The organism is Providencia sp. 2.29 (genome assembly GCF_015832305.1).
GTDB classification, from domain to species: domain Bacteria; phylum Pseudomonadota; class Gammaproteobacteria; order Enterobacterales; family Enterobacteriaceae; genus Providencia; species Providencia stuartii.
In genome coordinates this window covers 3357252-3371745 of sequence record NZ_CP065420.1, presented here as the reverse complement: position 1 = coordinate 3371745, position 14494 = coordinate 3357252, and the positions used below count along the sequence as shown (strand labels likewise).

General features: G+C 44.3%; 15 protein-coding genes and 1 pseudogene. 14 read left to right on the top strand and 2 right to left on the bottom strand.

The features are described 5' to 3' along the window. Window positions 1–78 precede the first annotated feature (78 nt). From apbC to htpX, 3 genes are all read left to right on the top strand, one after another. On the top strand, window positions 79–1191 hold the full coding sequence (gene apbC / locus I3B46_RS15900; RefSeq protein WP_004917946.1) for an iron-sulfur cluster carrier protein ApbC: 1113 nt from the start codon (window positions 79–81) through the stop codon (window positions 1189–1191). 238 nt (window positions 1192–1429) lie between these two features. Further along, window positions 1430–1990 (top strand): LemA family protein, encoded by a 561-nt coding sequence (locus I3B46_RS15895; protein WP_004917948.1) that lies wholly within the window; start codon window positions 1430–1432, stop codon window positions 1988–1990. Window positions 1991–2059: 69 nt separating this feature from the next. Continuing rightward, window positions 2060–3016, top strand: a complete 957-nt coding sequence (gene htpX, locus I3B46_RS15890; RefSeq protein ID WP_014657802.1) for a zinc metalloprotease HtpX — start codon at window positions 2060–2062, stop codon at window positions 3014–3016. 312 nt (window positions 3017–3328) lie between these two features. Here the strand turns inward: htpX and I3B46_RS15885 are convergent, their stop codons facing one another. Further along, on the bottom strand, window positions 3329–4114 hold the full coding sequence (locus tag I3B46_RS15885; protein ID WP_004917951.1) for an AraC family transcriptional regulator: 786 nt from the start codon (window positions 4112–4114) through the stop codon (window positions 3329–3331). 386 nt (window positions 4115–4500) lie between these two features. On the opposite strand from I3B46_RS15885, the gene I3B46_RS15880 reads away from it, so the two are divergent. From I3B46_RS15880 to dmsD, 4 genes are read left to right on the top strand one after another with little or no spacing between them, the layout of a single operon-like run. Then, the gene (locus I3B46_RS15880; protein ID WP_104873351.1) at window positions 4501–6921 is read left to right on the top strand and encodes a DMSO/selenate family reductase complex A subunit; all 2421 of its coding nucleotides are present in this window, start codon (window positions 4501–4503) and stop codon (window positions 6919–6921) included. After that, the gene (locus I3B46_RS15875; protein WP_014657804.1) at window positions 6918–7559 is read left to right on the top strand and encodes a DMSO/selenate family reductase complex B subunit; all 642 of its coding nucleotides are present in this window, start codon (window positions 6918–6920) and stop codon (window positions 7557–7559) included. Before I3B46_RS15880 ends, I3B46_RS15875 begins: the two co-directional genes overlap by 4 nt. Continuing rightward, window positions 7556–8458, top strand: coding sequence for a dimethyl sulfoxide reductase anchor subunit family protein (locus I3B46_RS15870; RefSeq protein WP_104873353.1), 903 nt, complete (start codon window positions 7556–7558; stop codon window positions 8456–8458). The genes I3B46_RS15875 and I3B46_RS15870 overlap by 4 nt, the downstream gene beginning before the upstream one ends. 11 nt (window positions 8459–8469) lie before the next feature. Continuing rightward, complete coding sequence (gene dmsD, locus I3B46_RS15865; protein ID WP_004917969.1) at window positions 8470–9042, top strand: Tat proofreading chaperone DmsD; 573 nt, start codon at window positions 8470–8472, stop codon at window positions 9040–9042. Between the two features lie 92 nt (window positions 9043–9134). Here the strand turns inward: dmsD and I3B46_RS21895 are convergent. Then, window positions 9135–9302, bottom strand: a pseudogene (locus tag I3B46_RS21895) (IS3 family transposase); the annotation flags it as partial. Between the two features lie 48 nt (window positions 9303–9350). Here I3B46_RS21895 and I3B46_RS22525 point away from each other — a divergent pair. The 7 genes from I3B46_RS22525 (at window position 9351) to asmA (ending at window position 14473) form a co-directional block, all read left to right on the top strand. After that, window positions 9351–9560, top strand: a complete 210-nt coding sequence (locus I3B46_RS22525) for a uridine kinase (RefSeq protein ID WP_104873354.1) — start codon at window positions 9351–9353, stop codon at window positions 9558–9560. Window positions 9561–9614: 54 nt separating this feature from the next. Further along, complete coding sequence (locus I3B46_RS22035) at window positions 9615–9743, top strand: hypothetical protein (RefSeq protein WP_004917975.1); 129 nt, start codon at window positions 9615–9617, stop codon at window positions 9741–9743. A gap of 65 nt (window positions 9744–9808) precedes the next feature. After that, complete coding sequence (gene dcd / locus I3B46_RS15855) at window positions 9809–10342, top strand: dCTP deaminase (RefSeq protein WP_104873355.1); 534 nt, start codon at window positions 9809–9811, stop codon at window positions 10340–10342. Window positions 10343–10669: 327 nt separating this feature from the next. Then, complete coding sequence (locus tag I3B46_RS15850; protein WP_174822166.1) at window positions 10670–10825, top strand: hypothetical protein; 156 nt, start codon at window positions 10670–10672, stop codon at window positions 10823–10825. A 399-nt stretch (window positions 10826–11224) separates the two neighbouring features. Further along, on the top strand, window positions 11225–11869 hold the full coding sequence (udk, locus tag I3B46_RS15845; protein ID WP_004917981.1) for a uridine kinase: 645 nt from the start codon (window positions 11225–11227) through the stop codon (window positions 11867–11869). 51 nt (window positions 11870–11920) lie between these two features. Then, complete coding sequence (gene dcd / locus I3B46_RS15840) at window positions 11921–12502, top strand: dCTP deaminase (RefSeq protein ID WP_014657808.1); 582 nt, start codon at window positions 11921–11923, stop codon at window positions 12500–12502. 123 nt (window positions 12503–12625) lie between these two features. Continuing rightward, entirely contained in the window at window positions 12626–14473 is a 1848-nt protein-coding gene (asmA, locus tag I3B46_RS15835) for an outer membrane assembly protein AsmA (protein ID WP_104873356.1), read from the top strand. Window positions 14474–14494: the final 21 nt, after the last annotated feature.

Sequence of the window (14494 nt, the reverse complement as noted above, 5' to 3'; positions counted from 1 at the left end):
CTATTTTGATGGTTCTCTGTTATGATAAATAGCAGTGAAAGAACGATAGTGTTAAAAATATAAAATAAAGGAGCCGGGATGAACGATAAATCCCCCGAGCAGAACAATCCAGAACTGCTGACTGAAAAAGTCTCCACCGTTTTGGCTTCATTTACACACCCAACACTGAAGCGTAATCTGATTTCTATCAAAGCATTACATCACTGTGCAATGTTGGATAATGTGTTGCATGTTGAACTAGTTATGCCATTCGTATGGAAGGGGCCTTTTCAGACTCTGATCAGCGAAAAAACGGCGGAACTGAAACAAGCGACTGGCGCTCATGCGGTTGAGTGGAAATTGCGTCACGATATTACCACGTTAAAACGGGCAAATGATTTGCCGGGTATTAACGGTGTTCGTAACATTTTGGCCGTCAGTTCCGGTAAAGGTGGGGTCGGTAAATCCAGTACCTCTGTCAACTTAGCGTTGGCACTTGCCCAAGAAGGGGCGAAAGTCGGTATTCTTGATGCGGATATCTATGGCCCATCGATCCCAAATATGTTGGGAACCACCATGGAGCGACCAACTTCACCAGATGGTCAGCACATGGCTCCGATTATGGCCTACGGTCTTGCGACAAACTCTATTGGATACTTAGTCACCGATGATAATGCAATGGTGTGGCGCGGGCCAATGGCAAGTAAGGCGCTAATGCAGATGCTACAAGATACCTTATGGCCTGATTTAGATTATTTGGTTATCGATATGCCACCGGGAACGGGGGATATCCAATTGACACTGTCACAAAACATTCCTGTTACAGGTGCGGTTGTTGTCACTACGCCGCAAGATATTGCGCTGGTGGACGCAATGAAAGGGATTGTGATGTTCAAAAAAGTCAATGTACCCGTTCTTGGTATCGTCGAAAATATGAGTGCACATATCTGTAGCAATTGTGGTCATGTGGAACCTATTTTTGGCACAGGCGGCGCAGAGAGACTCGCTGAGAAATATAACACGCAATTGTTAGGGCAAATTCCTTTACATATTTCTCTACGTGAAGATTTGGATCGTGGTCAACCTACTGTGATGCGTGATCCTGAAGGGGAATTTGCGGATATCTACCGTGAAATTGCCTCAAATATCTCTTCATTGATGTATTGGGAAGGGGAAAAAATCCCGACCGAGATCTCATTCCGAGCAGTTTAATATCGGTCTCTATTTGAAGGGGTTATTTCAGTTTTCTGGGATAGCCCCTTATATTTCAATCTACTAACCATACGCCTTATCGACCAATCCCTTTCCAACTTTTCTTATTTGTTATTTGCGTATTTCTCTATTTCATTATGATAGCGTAGAATGTTTACTATCTGTTTTTTATTAATGCTTACTCGTTAGGGCTTTGATATTGCATTTTTTTCCTATGGCGGATGCCTAAAAGGTGATTATGAAATTTTTAATTTTGATTGTCGTATTAGTATTGATTGTTATCTACTTTTATAACCGAATTGTGGCAATGCGTGAGGCTGTTATATCGAGTGAAACTGAGATTTCGGTACAATTAGACCGCCGTGGAAAAGTATTTGATAGTTTACTAGCAACGGTCAAAAAATATTTAAGCCATGAGTCAGAAGTTTTCAGTAAAATTACTGAATTAAGAACTCAGGCGAAAACAGCAACAGGGGCTCAGGCGAAAGAAGCGGAAGATGCCTTGTCTAAAATGGTCTCTAGTGGTGCGATTAATGTTGCAGTAGAAGCGTATCCTGAGCTGAAATCTGATGCCATCATGGCTAATTTGCAAGAGGAGATCGTCTCCTCTGAAAATAAACTGTCATTTGCCAAACGCGGTTATAACCGAGCATTGGAAGCGTATAAAGCCTATATTGCCTCAATGCCAGCCGTTTTTATCGTTAACCTCATTCCGAGTTTAAAAATTGATAAAGATTATTGGCGTCTTGATGAAGAAGCCATAAAAAGTGAAGAGTCCCGCCGTATTAACTTTGATTAACGATAACAAATCCATTGTATTTATCAGGGAGCCTTATGCTCCCTGAAAAGTTAGGCAGGGTATAATGTTATGGATTTTAGAAACGTCATACGCAAAAACAATATCCGTACACGATTAGTCGTGGTGAGTTATATCTTCATTATGCTGATTGTTGGATTATTAGTGGATACAGCGACACATCCTGACGAGTGGGGTGGTTTTTTTGAAAATATGCTGGCATTTGCGACCTTTAAACGCTTTCCCGTTGCTACATTAATTATTTTAGGACTTACTTTTTTAGGATTAATTTATATTCATTTTCGCGGACACAAAATGATGTTAGCGGGTATGAATGCTAAAGAGATTACTGCGGAAAATGCCAGTACCGCGGAAGAAAAGCAGCTTTATAATATATTAGAAGAGCTAAGTTTAAGTGCGACTTTACGTTATGTGCCGCGTTTGTATATTTTAGATAGCGACGAGCCAAATGCTTTTGCTGCGGGTTGGAGTGCTAAAAATGCGTTGGTTGGTGTTACGCGTGGTTTATTACAAACGCTCAATCGCCATGAAATTCAGGCGGTGATGGCACATGAAGTTGGCCATATTATTCACGGCGATTCTAAATTGACACTGTATGTTGGTATCTTGGCGAATGTGATTTTGACCATCACAAACATAGTTAGCCAAATTTTTATTCGTACGGCAGGACGTAGCCGAAATAGTGCATCCAATAAAGCACAGGTGGTTTTATTAGCGCTTAATTTTATTCTGCCGTGGATAACGCAAATTCTCTATTTTTATCTTTCACGAACGCGCGAATATATGGCAGATGCGGCAGCCGTTGATTTAACAACCGATAACCAAGCAATGATCAGCGCCTTACGAAAAATCTCCGGTCAGCATGAGAAAACAGACTATGATCATTCGAGTATTGGAGATGCTTATCGTAGTGCGGCCTATATTTTTAATAAGGGGGATTCCGTGTTTTCGACCCATCCTTCGATTGAAAATCGTATTGCTGCCTTAGAAGGGCGTAAAACGTTTTAATTGTGCCTGCTGTAGGTTGATAAATAACGGTATGCCTACAGCAGGGATCTAACCGCAATCGAATTCCCCTTTCAGGCTATTTCTTCTTAATATTTAGTGTTTTTTTAGTTATCGGGGTTATACCAGCAGAGTGTTCTGCACAAGTTTCCCTGATAACACGGATATATCGCTAACATCCACCGCGCCCAATGGCACAAACCTTAAATAACCGTCTGCGGCTAAAATTGAGCGCATCCTCATTATTATTTAGTTGTAAAAAAATCGTGGGGAAAATATCGGCAAAGATTGAATTTGTATTTGTCAAAAAACAAGTTAAAAATGGTGGATATCCGAATCGTCATTTTTAAAATGAGAAGGGGATTGCCCCATCTGTTTTTTAAACATAATTGAGAATGCCCCTGCACTATTGTAACCCAACTCATAAGCCACTTCGGTAATCGATTTCCCGGACAAAATATGGGAAAGCGAGTTCAGTAGGCATGCCTGCTGACGCCATTCTGAAAACGACATGCCAGTCTGGGTACGAAAGAAACGGCTGAAGGAGCGCTCGCTTTTGTGAAGCTGTTCTGCCCACTCCCCCGGTTGCGAAGTAATAACCGGTTTGCGCATAAACTCACGGCAGAGGCGGCCGAGCTTTTCATCTCGCGGGATCGGGGCGAAAAACGGCAGTGGGGGCATACGTGCCAGTTCGCAAAGAATCAGCTGCATCAGCACCCCGTCACGCCCCTGAATATCATATTCCGCAGGGATGTCCACTGCTTCCAGCAGTAACTGACGCAGCAGCGGAGAGACACTCACCACCTCACAACTGACGGCGTGGCGCGGCTTTGCTGCTGGTTCGATATACAAACTGCGTGTGCTGACATTCAGCATCCGAGTTTCATGGGCGACCTGTTCTGGGATCCACACTCCGCAGGAAGGTGGGATCACCCATTCACCGTCTGCGGTGCTGATTTCAATCAGTCCGGTGGCCGGATATAAAAATTGTGCCCGACGGTGCGCGTGGTATTCCAGTAGGGTATCGGGCAAATAATCTGTACCGAGAGCAATGACATCCCGCGCGATATTATCCACGCTTTTTAACGGAATATTTCTCATGAAGGCCGCGCTCCCTATCTAACGGAAAGAAAAATTAGAGGGTGTTATATCAGATCCTGTTACCGTAAAACAGGTCTTTTATGGCAATAACAGAACTGAGTGCCATATCTGTATTTTTACGGCAACAAATATAAAACGTTCAGTTAACAGGAGCAGGGATCAGGCCGGAATTCAAATGCCGTTGTCTGATTTTCGCATGGCGGCAATATATTAATCCATTACTATTTTGCTGCCGCCATTCTGTTTATACAGACTTTAATTATTACCGGCTATTAAGCGATTGCCGGTGGCGTAATGTTATTTCCGGTCATTTGAAATTAAATAATATTTATTATTTCCTGATTTTTAAATGCCGCACTGTATTTCTCACTCAGGGTAAATCCATTATGAGTCATCAATCCGGTCACGATAATGAAAAATCCGGCACTCTCGGCGAAATAAGCCGACGCCGTTTCATACAGGCCAGTTCTGTATTATCTGCGGTGCCGTTTCTGGCATCCGAAAGTATTGCATCCGTTCCGTCCGATCCTACACAGATTCCTGTTCATCAAACGGATGACGGGGTTCGCATTGTACCGACATGCAGCAGTTTTGACTGCGGTGGGAAATGTGATATCCGGGCACATATCAAAGACGGAAAAGCCATCCGCATCAGTACCCGACCGGATGCGGAACTGAATGAAGATATGCCGATCATGCGGGCTTGTGTGCGCGGACGCGGTTACCGGAAATTTATTTATCACCCAGACCGCCTGAAATACCCGATGAAGCGGGTCGGTAAGCGCGGTGAAGGGCGTTTTGAGCGCATCAGCTGGCAAGAAGCAACCAGCCTGATCGCCGCAGAATGGCAACGTATCAGTGACACATACGGCCCCGCGTCACGGTTTGTCAGCCTGAGTACAGGCGTGACCGGCGGGATTTTTTCCGGTGCGAATATGCTGCGCCGTCTGTTTAATCTGACGGGCGGGTTTCTGGAAAACTACCATTCCGTCAGTAACGGTAACACCATGGCAGCCACGCCGTATACCTACGGCACCGCCGCCAGCGGCAGCACACTTGATACCCTAGAAAATACCCCACTGGTGATCCTGTGGGGGCATAACCCGAACGAAACTATTTTCGGGCACAGTAACCACTATTTCCAGAAGATGAAAAAGAACGGCACTCGGTTTATTGTGGTCGATCCGCGCTATTCCGATACCGCCTCCTCATTAGCCGATCAGTGGATCCCGATCCTACCGACGACAGATAACGCCATGATGGATGCGATGATGTATGTCATCGTCACAGAAAATCTACATGATCAGGCGTTTATTGATAAATACACGCTGGGTTTTAGCGAAGAGCAGATGCCGGAAGGTGTAGCGGATAATGAATCACTGGTGGCCTATCTAACGGGTAAAAAAGACGGCATAGCCAAAACCCCAGAATGGGCAGAGAGAATCACTAAAGTTCCGGCGGAAACTATCCGTCAGCTGGCGCGTGAATATGCCACAACCAAACCGGCGGTGCTGATGCAGGGCTGGGGACCACAGCGTCATATCTGCGGTGAACGCAGTGCGCGCGGTGCAACGCTGCTGGCAACCATCACTGGTAATGTCGGCGTGCGCGGCGGCTGGGCGGCAGGTTACGGCATGGCACTGAATCCGGAACTGCGCAAAACCATCGCCGGACCAAAGCTGTTTGATAACCCAGTAAAAGCCAAAATCAACATCACCAACTGGGTGCAGGCGTGTGAGGACAAAAATCTGGTCACGCCGGATAACGGACTGAAAAATGCAGACAAACTCGACACCGAAATCAAAATGATTTTCTCAATGGCGGGTAACTATTTGACCAACCAAAATACCGATATTCTCCATGCCGCAAAAGTGCTGGAGGATGAATCGAAAGTCGAATTTATTGTCTGTAGCGATCTCTATCTTACCCCGAGTGCGAAATATGCGGATTTGCTACTGCCGGAAACCAGTTTTTTGGAACGCTGGAATATCGGTGGCACTTGGAGTTACGGCGATTACCTGATCCTATCTGAAAAAGCAATTGAACCGGAATTTGAACGTCGTACCGATTACGACTGGCTGTGCGACGTAGCCGAAAAACTGGGGGTTCGTGATGCATTCACCGAAGGGCATGAGACAGATCGTGACTGGATAGAATTCCTCGTCAATGATGCAGCACAAAAGCGCCCAGAAGATAATATTCCGACGTTTGATGAGCTGCTGATAAAACGCCGTCATTTGTTAACTCATCGTCCACATACCCAAAATGTGGCTTTTGAAAAAAATATTCAGGATTTTGAGAACAACCCGTTCCCGACTCCGTCCGGCAAAATCGAGATTTTCTCCAAACGCCTGTATGACATGCACAATCCGGACATTCCCGCGCTATCTCATTATGTTCCAGCCATCGAAGGACCGGAAGATAGCCTTACCGCGAAATACCCGTTACAGCTGATCACTTGGAAAGGTCGCAACCGCGCGAACTCCACGCAGTTCGCTAACCCGTGGTTGCAAGAAGTGCAGCGGCAGGAGCTGTGGATTAATCCATTCGATGCGGCGGATCGCGGTATCAGTGACGGTGAAAAAGTGAAAGTACATAACGATCGCGGTATCACCATGATCCCAGTAAAAATCACACAGCGCATTATGCCCGGTGTGGTTGCATTACAAGCCGGAGCTTGGTGGCTGCCGGACAACAATGGCATTGATCAGGGCGGATGTGCCAACGTGCTCACCTCGTCACGCCGTACCGCGCTCGCCCACGGCAATGCGCACCAAACATTATTGGTTGAGGTGGAAAAAGCATGAGCAAATTCATCGTTTATCCGGCAGTCAGCAGCAAACAGTTAGGTTTTTATATTGATTCCGCCCGCTGCTCCGGTTGTAAAGCGTGTCAGGTAGCGTGCAAGGACAAAAATAATCTTGATGTCGGCCGCCGCTTCCGTCGGGTGTATGAAATGACCGGCGGCGGGTATAGCCGCAATCAAAACGGCGCACTGATTAATAACGTGTTCGCCTATACGCTTTCTATTTCCTGTAATCACTGTAAAGACCCGATCTGTGTGCGCAACTGTCCGACAACTGCAATGCATAAACGCGAAGGTGACGGCATTGTGATGGTCAATACTGATAAATGTGTTGGCTGTGGTGCCTGTGCGTGGTCGTGTCCGTACGGCGCGCCGCAGATGAATCCGGAAACAAAGCAGATGTCGAAATGCGATTTTTGTATCGATCTTCAACAAAAAGGTGAACAGCCGGTATGCGTTAGCACCTGTCCACTCGGGGCGATTCAGTTCGGCCCAATAGACGAACTGAGGGCGAAATACGGCGACCTTGATTACGTGACTGGGCTGCCAGATCCGTCAATAACTCATCCGAATCTGGTGATTAACCCGCACTGGGGCGCGAACTTTGATGATATGAACAGTGAGAGAAAAGAAAAATGAATGAGTGGTCACTTTTAATTTTCACTTACATGATGAATGCGGCGGTGGGGCTGTGCGTTGTGAGTGGGGTATTTGCCATGCATTTCAGCCATCGCCTCCCGACAGACAGCTTTAAGCGTTTTATGATGCTGACGATTTTTATTATCTGCGGTATTGCGGGTGTGGGATCTGTTGCATCAATTACTCACCTCGGCGTGCCACTCAATGCGCCGAATGCCATTAATAACGTATTCAGTGCTTGGCTTAGCCGTGAAGTAGTGGTTACCGCATCATTTGTTGGCGTATTGGGTATCAGTTTTCTCTGGTTGTGGAAGACGGGCAAATTTTCTTTTCTGTTATATGGTGGAGCGATGGCGATCGGGCTGTTCGATATCTTCTGTATGGCATCGATTTACCGTTATACCTCGATTCTGACTTGGAATGATATCAATACCTATCTGATGTTTTACGGTACGACGCTGACACTTGGTGCAGTGCTGTTTATTCTGCTGGTGGTGATAGTTGAGAAAACCGGACACAGAGTTGGGATTGCGCTGCCCGCTGATACATTGTCATTATCACAGCTGTGGCTGTTGTGGGGGATGATGGCGGTAAGCCTAGCTGGTCGTCTGCTGTATCAGCCATTTTATGAGCATTACCTGACCCTCACACAGTTGACTCATAAATCCATTACATTTCCGCTGTCACCGATTGATGCGTATGACAGTATTGCCGAGCTGCGGATTGGTGTCCTAGCGGCAGCCGCAATTGGTGTGGCACTCTGCTGTATATCTCTTGTTCGAGCGCAGAAAAAAGCACATAACGGCGTACCGGTCTGCGGCGGGTTTATCACCGGCTGTTTACTGACTATTGCGGCAGAATTTATGTTGCGTTATGTGTTCTATTATATTCATATCTGAAGGGAGATGTAATGAATAAGACAGCTCACTATGCGGCCGCGTTTAATGTACTGGGGATCTGCTATCTGTTCCCGCCGGATGATGACAGCAACCGGATGGCGATGCGTCTGTTTACCCTGCCGGGATTTGCCCAGCAGTGGCCGTGTGAGGTGGATAGTACACTCTGCATGCAACTGAGCCGCACGGCCGCAGAGGGGGCGGAGGTACTGAAATCGGCATGGCAATCTCTGTTCGTCGGGCCAGGGTCGTTACCGGCGCCACCTTGGGGCTCGGTGTATCTCGATGCGGAAGGATTGTTGCAGGGGGATTCGACTCTTGCGCTGAGCGCTTTTCTAAAACAGGAGCGGCTAAAACTAAATACCCCGTATCCGGAACCCGCAGATCACATCGGGCTGATTTTATTTCAGGCGGCGGTACTGGCATCTGAAATGCGAGAAGTAGCGGTTAATACACTGCTCAGTCAGCACCTGATGAGTTGGTTACCGCGTTATTCGCAGCGTCTGGACACGCACGGAAACAGTCCGTTTTACTCCGCACTGACCCGACTGACAGTGACCACCGTGCAATCATTTATAAAAGCATAATCTTCACAGTGATTGATTACATCCCCATAATCTGATGCGCCTCTTTCTCTGGGGCGTTTTTTTGTGGCAGCACCAAGTGCCTTTCCTTAAGGTAAATTACCTGCCCAGACTTCATTAGGGGCTAAAAGATTAAAATTTTGATTCAGCAAATTATCCGCCACGGCATCACTGTGTTTGGTAGCCATTTTATAAACGATACGTTGAGTAACGATGAGACCCAATTGAGCTATTAGCCTTCGAACATAAAGATTAACGAGATAGACCAATTGGAAGAGCGGTTAAAAGTCAATTATAACCACGCAAATTTCATGGATCACAGCTTGTGGCATCAATACCTCAAAGCACCCAAAAGCGGTAAATCAGTAGAAATTCTTCAATACGACTATGTCGCTTATACATACAAAGAAACCAGCATTTACTTCAAACCTAACAAAGTTGGTATCGAAGGGGTCTTGCTACTGACAGATAAACGTTTATATGAAGAGAGAGATTTTTCGATCTTGTCGGTACTTGTTTGATAAAAGGGATAAAACGGATAAACGTACTATAATAAAAAGGAATGTATTTTTGTTGTGCGATTGAATGATGCAATAGAGCCGTTTCACCTGATGTTTTTGCAGTTTATTGAACCGCCAAAACAGTATGCCGATATTACCGTGCTTCGTGATGGTAAAAACCGCGTTAAAAGCGAAAATCGGTAAATTTTGCAAGACTAAACAGCGTTAGACTGTTTTGGCATGGAAAATAATGAAAGGGGGATACAATTATGCGTCTTTGTGACCGCGATATTATTCAATTGATGGATGAAGGAAAATTAGTGATTAACCCACGTCCATCTATTGAACAGATCAATGGAGCAGCTGTGGATGTGCACCTATCAGGTATATATCGCATTTTCCATGGATATACTTCAACTGCTATTAACCTGAGTGAGTCAGATGATGCAATTAATAGCGAAATTAGCGGAGTCATGAGTGATAGAATAGTTCTCAAAGCCTATGAGCCTTTTTACCTTTATCCAGGGCAATTAGCACAGGCACTCCTTGATGAGATTATTACCATACCTGATAATCTGGTGGGGTGGATAGAAGCGCGTTCATCATTATCACGATTGGGGTTAATGGTGCATATTAATCCTCAACGACTTGACCCCGGCTGGAGTGGGTTAATTAATCTAGAGTTTTATAATGCAGGTAGGCTTCCATTGATCCTAGGCTCTAATAAGATGTTTGGCACTTTAAGTTTTGAGCCATTATCTGGTTGCGCAGACCGCCCTTATAATAGCCGACAAGATGCGTAATATTAAAATCATCAAGGAATGGTAGGTCGTCGTATCAGTGAAGATTGATAAGAAAAGTATTGCGGAATTATCTTTATGTTAATTTGAGGTAATTCCGCCTATTGTGCAGAAATTAGTATTGTGTGAGTTTTTGTGGTGCGTAGCAGATAAAAAATGAAATGATTTCTGACGGCACTGGTCATCTTGCTAGTCGTGATTGTAGTTAGACCAACAGCGTTGGCATGTCTGGTCGACCCCTAGTATGATGACAGGACTTGCTTCGAACACCGCTCTTAATGCAAGCCAACCTGTCTTGAACGCTGAAAATATGCGTCTTGACGTAGAATTATGGCCTTTGCTTTCTTATCGCTTATCTCTATCGTTTATCCATTGAACAAATTGTTTTTAAACGATGCCGTCGTTCATCATACGCCAGAAAGTGAAACTCAAATGGATGTTAACCCACTGATTGCGCCAATGGGTAACAAACACCAAACTCTATAGAGAAGAGTCAATGGTATTGAAAAAGTTGAAGTATCAAATAGTTTAGCGCTCAGGAAAACTCAGAATGATGAGTATAATATTACGTAACATCAACCTTCCCTTAAAAACGATGAGCGAAAAATAACGGATAATAACTATCTTAGAGGGAGAAGGGCGTAAAACGTTTTAATTGTGCCTGTTGTAGGTTGATAAATAACGGCATGCCGATAACAGGGATCTAACCGCAATCGAATTCCCCTTTTATGGATATTTCTTCTTATTATTTAGTGTTTTTTTAGCGAGTTTGCTTTGTGAAGCTGGAACCTCACGCCATTAACTCCTATAATTCCGGCAACCATAACTTCATCAATATGAAGTCATGCATTTCATTTCAGATTTATTTAACCAGGTTATCATTTTATGACTGACATAGCGCATCACTGTACCATTGTTGGTATATCAGGAGCTTCTGCATCCGGAAAAAGCCTTATCGCGAGTACGTTATATCGAGAGTTACGGGAAAAGGTTGGTGATCATAATATCGGTGTTATACCAGAAGACTGCTACTATAAAGATCAAAGAGATATACCAATGGAAGAGCGGTTAAAAGTCAATTATGACCACCCAAATTCCATGGATCACAGCTTGCTGTATCAACACCTCAAAGCGCTCAAAAGCGGTAAATCAGTAGAAATTCCTCAATACGACTATGTCGCTCACACACGCAAAGAAACCAGCATTCACTTCAAACCTAAAAAAGTTATTATTATCGAAGGGATCTTGCTACTAACAGATAAACGTTTACGTGAAGAGATGGATTTTTCGATCTTTGTCGATACTCCGCTTGATATTTGCTTGATGCGACGGATAAAACGTGATGTAAATGAGAGAGGCAGAACGCTGGATTCTGTGATTGAACAATATAATAGAACCGTTCGTCCGATGTTTTTACAGTTTATTGAACCGTCAAAACAGTATGCCGATATTATTGTGCCTCGTGGCGGTAAAAACCGCGTTGCCATTGATATCTTAAAAGCGAAAATCGGCGAATTTTGCCAAGACTAAACAGCATTAGACAGTCTGGCGATGGAAAATAATGAAAGGGGGGATACCATCATGCGTCTTTGTGACCGCGATATTATTCAATGGATGGATGAGGGAAAATTAGTCATTAGCCCACGTCCACCTATTGAACGGATCAATGGAGCAACGGCGGATGTGCGCCTAGGAAACCAATTCCGCGTTTTCCGTGGGCATACCGCAGCCTTTATTGACCTAAGTGGCCCGAAAGATGAAGTTAATGCGGCGCTTGACCGTGTCATGAGTGATGAAATAATTCTCAAAGACAATGAGCCTTTTTTCCTCCATCCAGGGGAATTAGCACTTGCAGTCACTCTAGAGTCTGTTACCCTGCCTGATAACCTAGTGGGGTGGTTAGATGGGCGTTCATCGTTAGCACGATTGGGGTTAATGGTGCATGTTACTGCTCATCGAATCGACCCCGGTTGGTGTGGGCAAATTGTGTTAGAGTTTTATAATTCAGGTAAACTCCCATTGGCCCTGCGCCCTGGTATGGTGATTGGCGCTTTAAGTTTTGAGCCATTATCTGGCAGCGCAGATCGTCCTTATAATAGCCGACAAGATGCAAAATATAAAAATCAGCAAGGGGCGGTCGGTAGTCGTATCAGTGAAGATTGATAACGAGAAGTATTGCGGAATTATCTTTATGTTTAATTTGAGGTAATTCCGCATATTGTGCAGGGATAGGTGTAGTGTGAGCCTTTTGTGTGGCGTAGCAGACATAACTTGAGTGAGGGAAGAATGAAACGATTTCTGACGACACTGGTCATCTTGCTAGTCGTGATTGTAGTTGGGCTAACAGCGTTGGTCATGTTAGTGAATCCAAACGACTTTAGACAGTATCTTGTGGAGCAAGTCGAGAAAAAGAGCGGCTATCAGCTCGATTTTAAAGGCGATATGCGTTGGCATGTTTGGCCGACCCTTAGCATTATTACAGGACCTGTTTCGGTCACCGCACCTAATGCAAGCCAACCTGTCTTGAGCGCTGAAAATATGCGCCTTGACGTAGAATTGTGGTCTTTGCTTTCTCATCGTTTATCTGTTGAACAAATTGTTTTAGACGGTGCAGTCATTCGTCATACACCAGAAAGCGAAGCTCAAACTGATGCTAACTCACCGATTGCGCCAGCAGGTAACAAGCAGACACCAAGCTCTACGGAGAAGAGCCAATGGCTATTGGATATTGAAAAAGTTGAAGTATCAAATAGTTTAGTGATCTGGAAAACTCAGAATGATGAGTACAACTTACGCAATATCAACCTTTCCTTAAAGAAAAATGATGAGCGAAAAATTACGGCTAAATTCAGCGGTAATTTAAATAAAAACCAGCAGGAGCTGCGCTTTGATGCGCGAGCAGAGCTTGATCTCTCCCAGCTTTCACATCAAATTAGTGGGCAATTAACTCAATTTGATTACACCTTTACAGGTGTTGATTTGCCTGAAGGTGGCATAACGGGTCAATTCACCAGTGATTTTGCTTACATTAAAGAGAATGTTGCGACAGCCAGTTTAAATAATATTGTCATTAAGGCGAATGAAAGTGAATTAACCGGTAAAATCGCAGCACAATTAGGCAATATCCCTGATGTTCGTGTTCAGTTATCTTCTCATCGCTTAAATTTAGATAAATTACTGGGTACACCGCATACAAATGCAGGCTCCCATAATGCGAATGAATCCGATAATCCTGCTCGAGTGGGGGTTAAACCTGTTATTTCTGGGAAAGAAACCCAAAAATATGATTTATCGAATTTAAAATCCTTTACTGCCAATATTGATCTCAATATCGATAATTTGATTTATCGTGGAATGGAGGTAAGCGCAGTAAAACTTGCAGCACAAAATCAAGCGCCTCAATTAGTCATTTCTCAGTTAGAAGGGAAGGCGTTTGGGGGACTATTCTCACTGCCTGTGACCATTAATTATGCTGCGATCCCCGCGCAAGTCATGGCGAAGCCTAATATCCAAAATATTAATTTAACGCCGTTATTAAAGGCATTTAATATGCCCGAAAAATTGAGCGGTATTGTGACTATCAATGCGGATTTATCGGGGCCTGGTTATGATGATTATGCCGTGAAACATTTATGGCAAGGTCCTGTGAGTTTCAGTTTACAAAATGCACGTTTAGCGGGCTTAAATATTCCGTTATTGATCCAACAATCTATTTCACGGGTGACCAATAAAATTAATGCGCCGGTCAATACGGGAAATTATACGGAAGTTGAATTGTTCACCGTTAATGGTCGTTTAAATAAAGGAACCGTCAATATTGCTTCAATGAATGCAACGTCTCCACTCATCTCGATTACCGGACAAGGTTGGGCAAATGTACCAGCCGAAACCCTAGATGTGAACTTGGGCGTACAAATCACTAAAGGTTGGGGTGGTGATTCTCGCTTTATCCAGCAGTTACAAGCGATGACTATTCCACTGCGTATTTATGGTGGATGGAGCAATCTGCAATATCAATTGAATGTCGAAAAATTGCTACGTAACGAATTAAAGACACAAGCAAAAGAGGCATTAGGTAACTTTTTGAAGAAGGAAGAACAAAAAGGGCTAAGTGATTTGTTGAACGCATTATAGTTTATAAATCAGAAGAACTCC

Bases quoted from the DNA above. Each gene is read 5' to 3' on its own strand.
- apbC (WP_004917946.1), top strand. From the start codon at position 79: ATGAACGATAAATCCCCCGAGCAGAACAATCCAGAACTGCTGACTGAA.
- I3B46_RS15895 (WP_004917948.1), top strand. From the start codon at position 1,430: ATGAAATTTTTAATTTTGATTGTCGTATTAGTATTGATTGTTATCTAC.
- htpX (WP_014657802.1), top strand. From the start codon at position 2,060: ATGGATTTTAGAAACGTCATACGCAAAAACAATATCCGTACACGATTA.
- I3B46_RS15885 (WP_004917951.1), bottom strand. From the start codon at position 4,114: ATGAGAAATATTCCGTTAAAAAGCGTGGATAATATCGCGCGGGATGTC.
- I3B46_RS15880 (WP_104873351.1), top strand. From the start codon at position 4,501: ATGAGTCATCAATCCGGTCACGATAATGAAAAATCCGGCACTCTCGGC.
- I3B46_RS15875 (WP_014657804.1), top strand. From the start codon at position 6,918: ATGAGCAAATTCATCGTTTATCCGGCAGTCAGCAGCAAACAGTTAGGT.
- I3B46_RS15870 (WP_104873353.1), top strand. From the start codon at position 7,556: ATGAATGAGTGGTCACTTTTAATTTTCACTTACATGATGAATGCGGCG.
- dmsD (WP_004917969.1), top strand. From the start codon at position 8,470: ATGAATAAGACAGCTCACTATGCGGCCGCGTTTAATGTACTGGGGATC.
- I3B46_RS22525 (WP_104873354.1), top strand. From the start codon at position 9,351: ATGGATCACAGCTTGTGGCATCAATACCTCAAAGCACCCAAAAGCGGT.
- dcd (WP_104873355.1), top strand. From the start codon at position 9,809: ATGCGTCTTTGTGACCGCGATATTATTCAATTGATGGATGAAGGAAAA.
- I3B46_RS15850 (WP_174822166.1), top strand. From the start codon at position 10,670: ATGGCCTTTGCTTTCTTATCGCTTATCTCTATCGTTTATCCATTGAAC.
- udk (WP_004917981.1), top strand. From the start codon at position 11,225: ATGACTGACATAGCGCATCACTGTACCATTGTTGGTATATCAGGAGCT.
- dcd (WP_014657808.1), top strand. From the start codon at position 11,921: ATGCGTCTTTGTGACCGCGATATTATTCAATGGATGGATGAGGGAAAA.
- asmA (WP_104873356.1), top strand. From the start codon at position 12,626: ATGAAACGATTTCTGACGACACTGGTCATCTTGCTAGTCGTGATTGTA.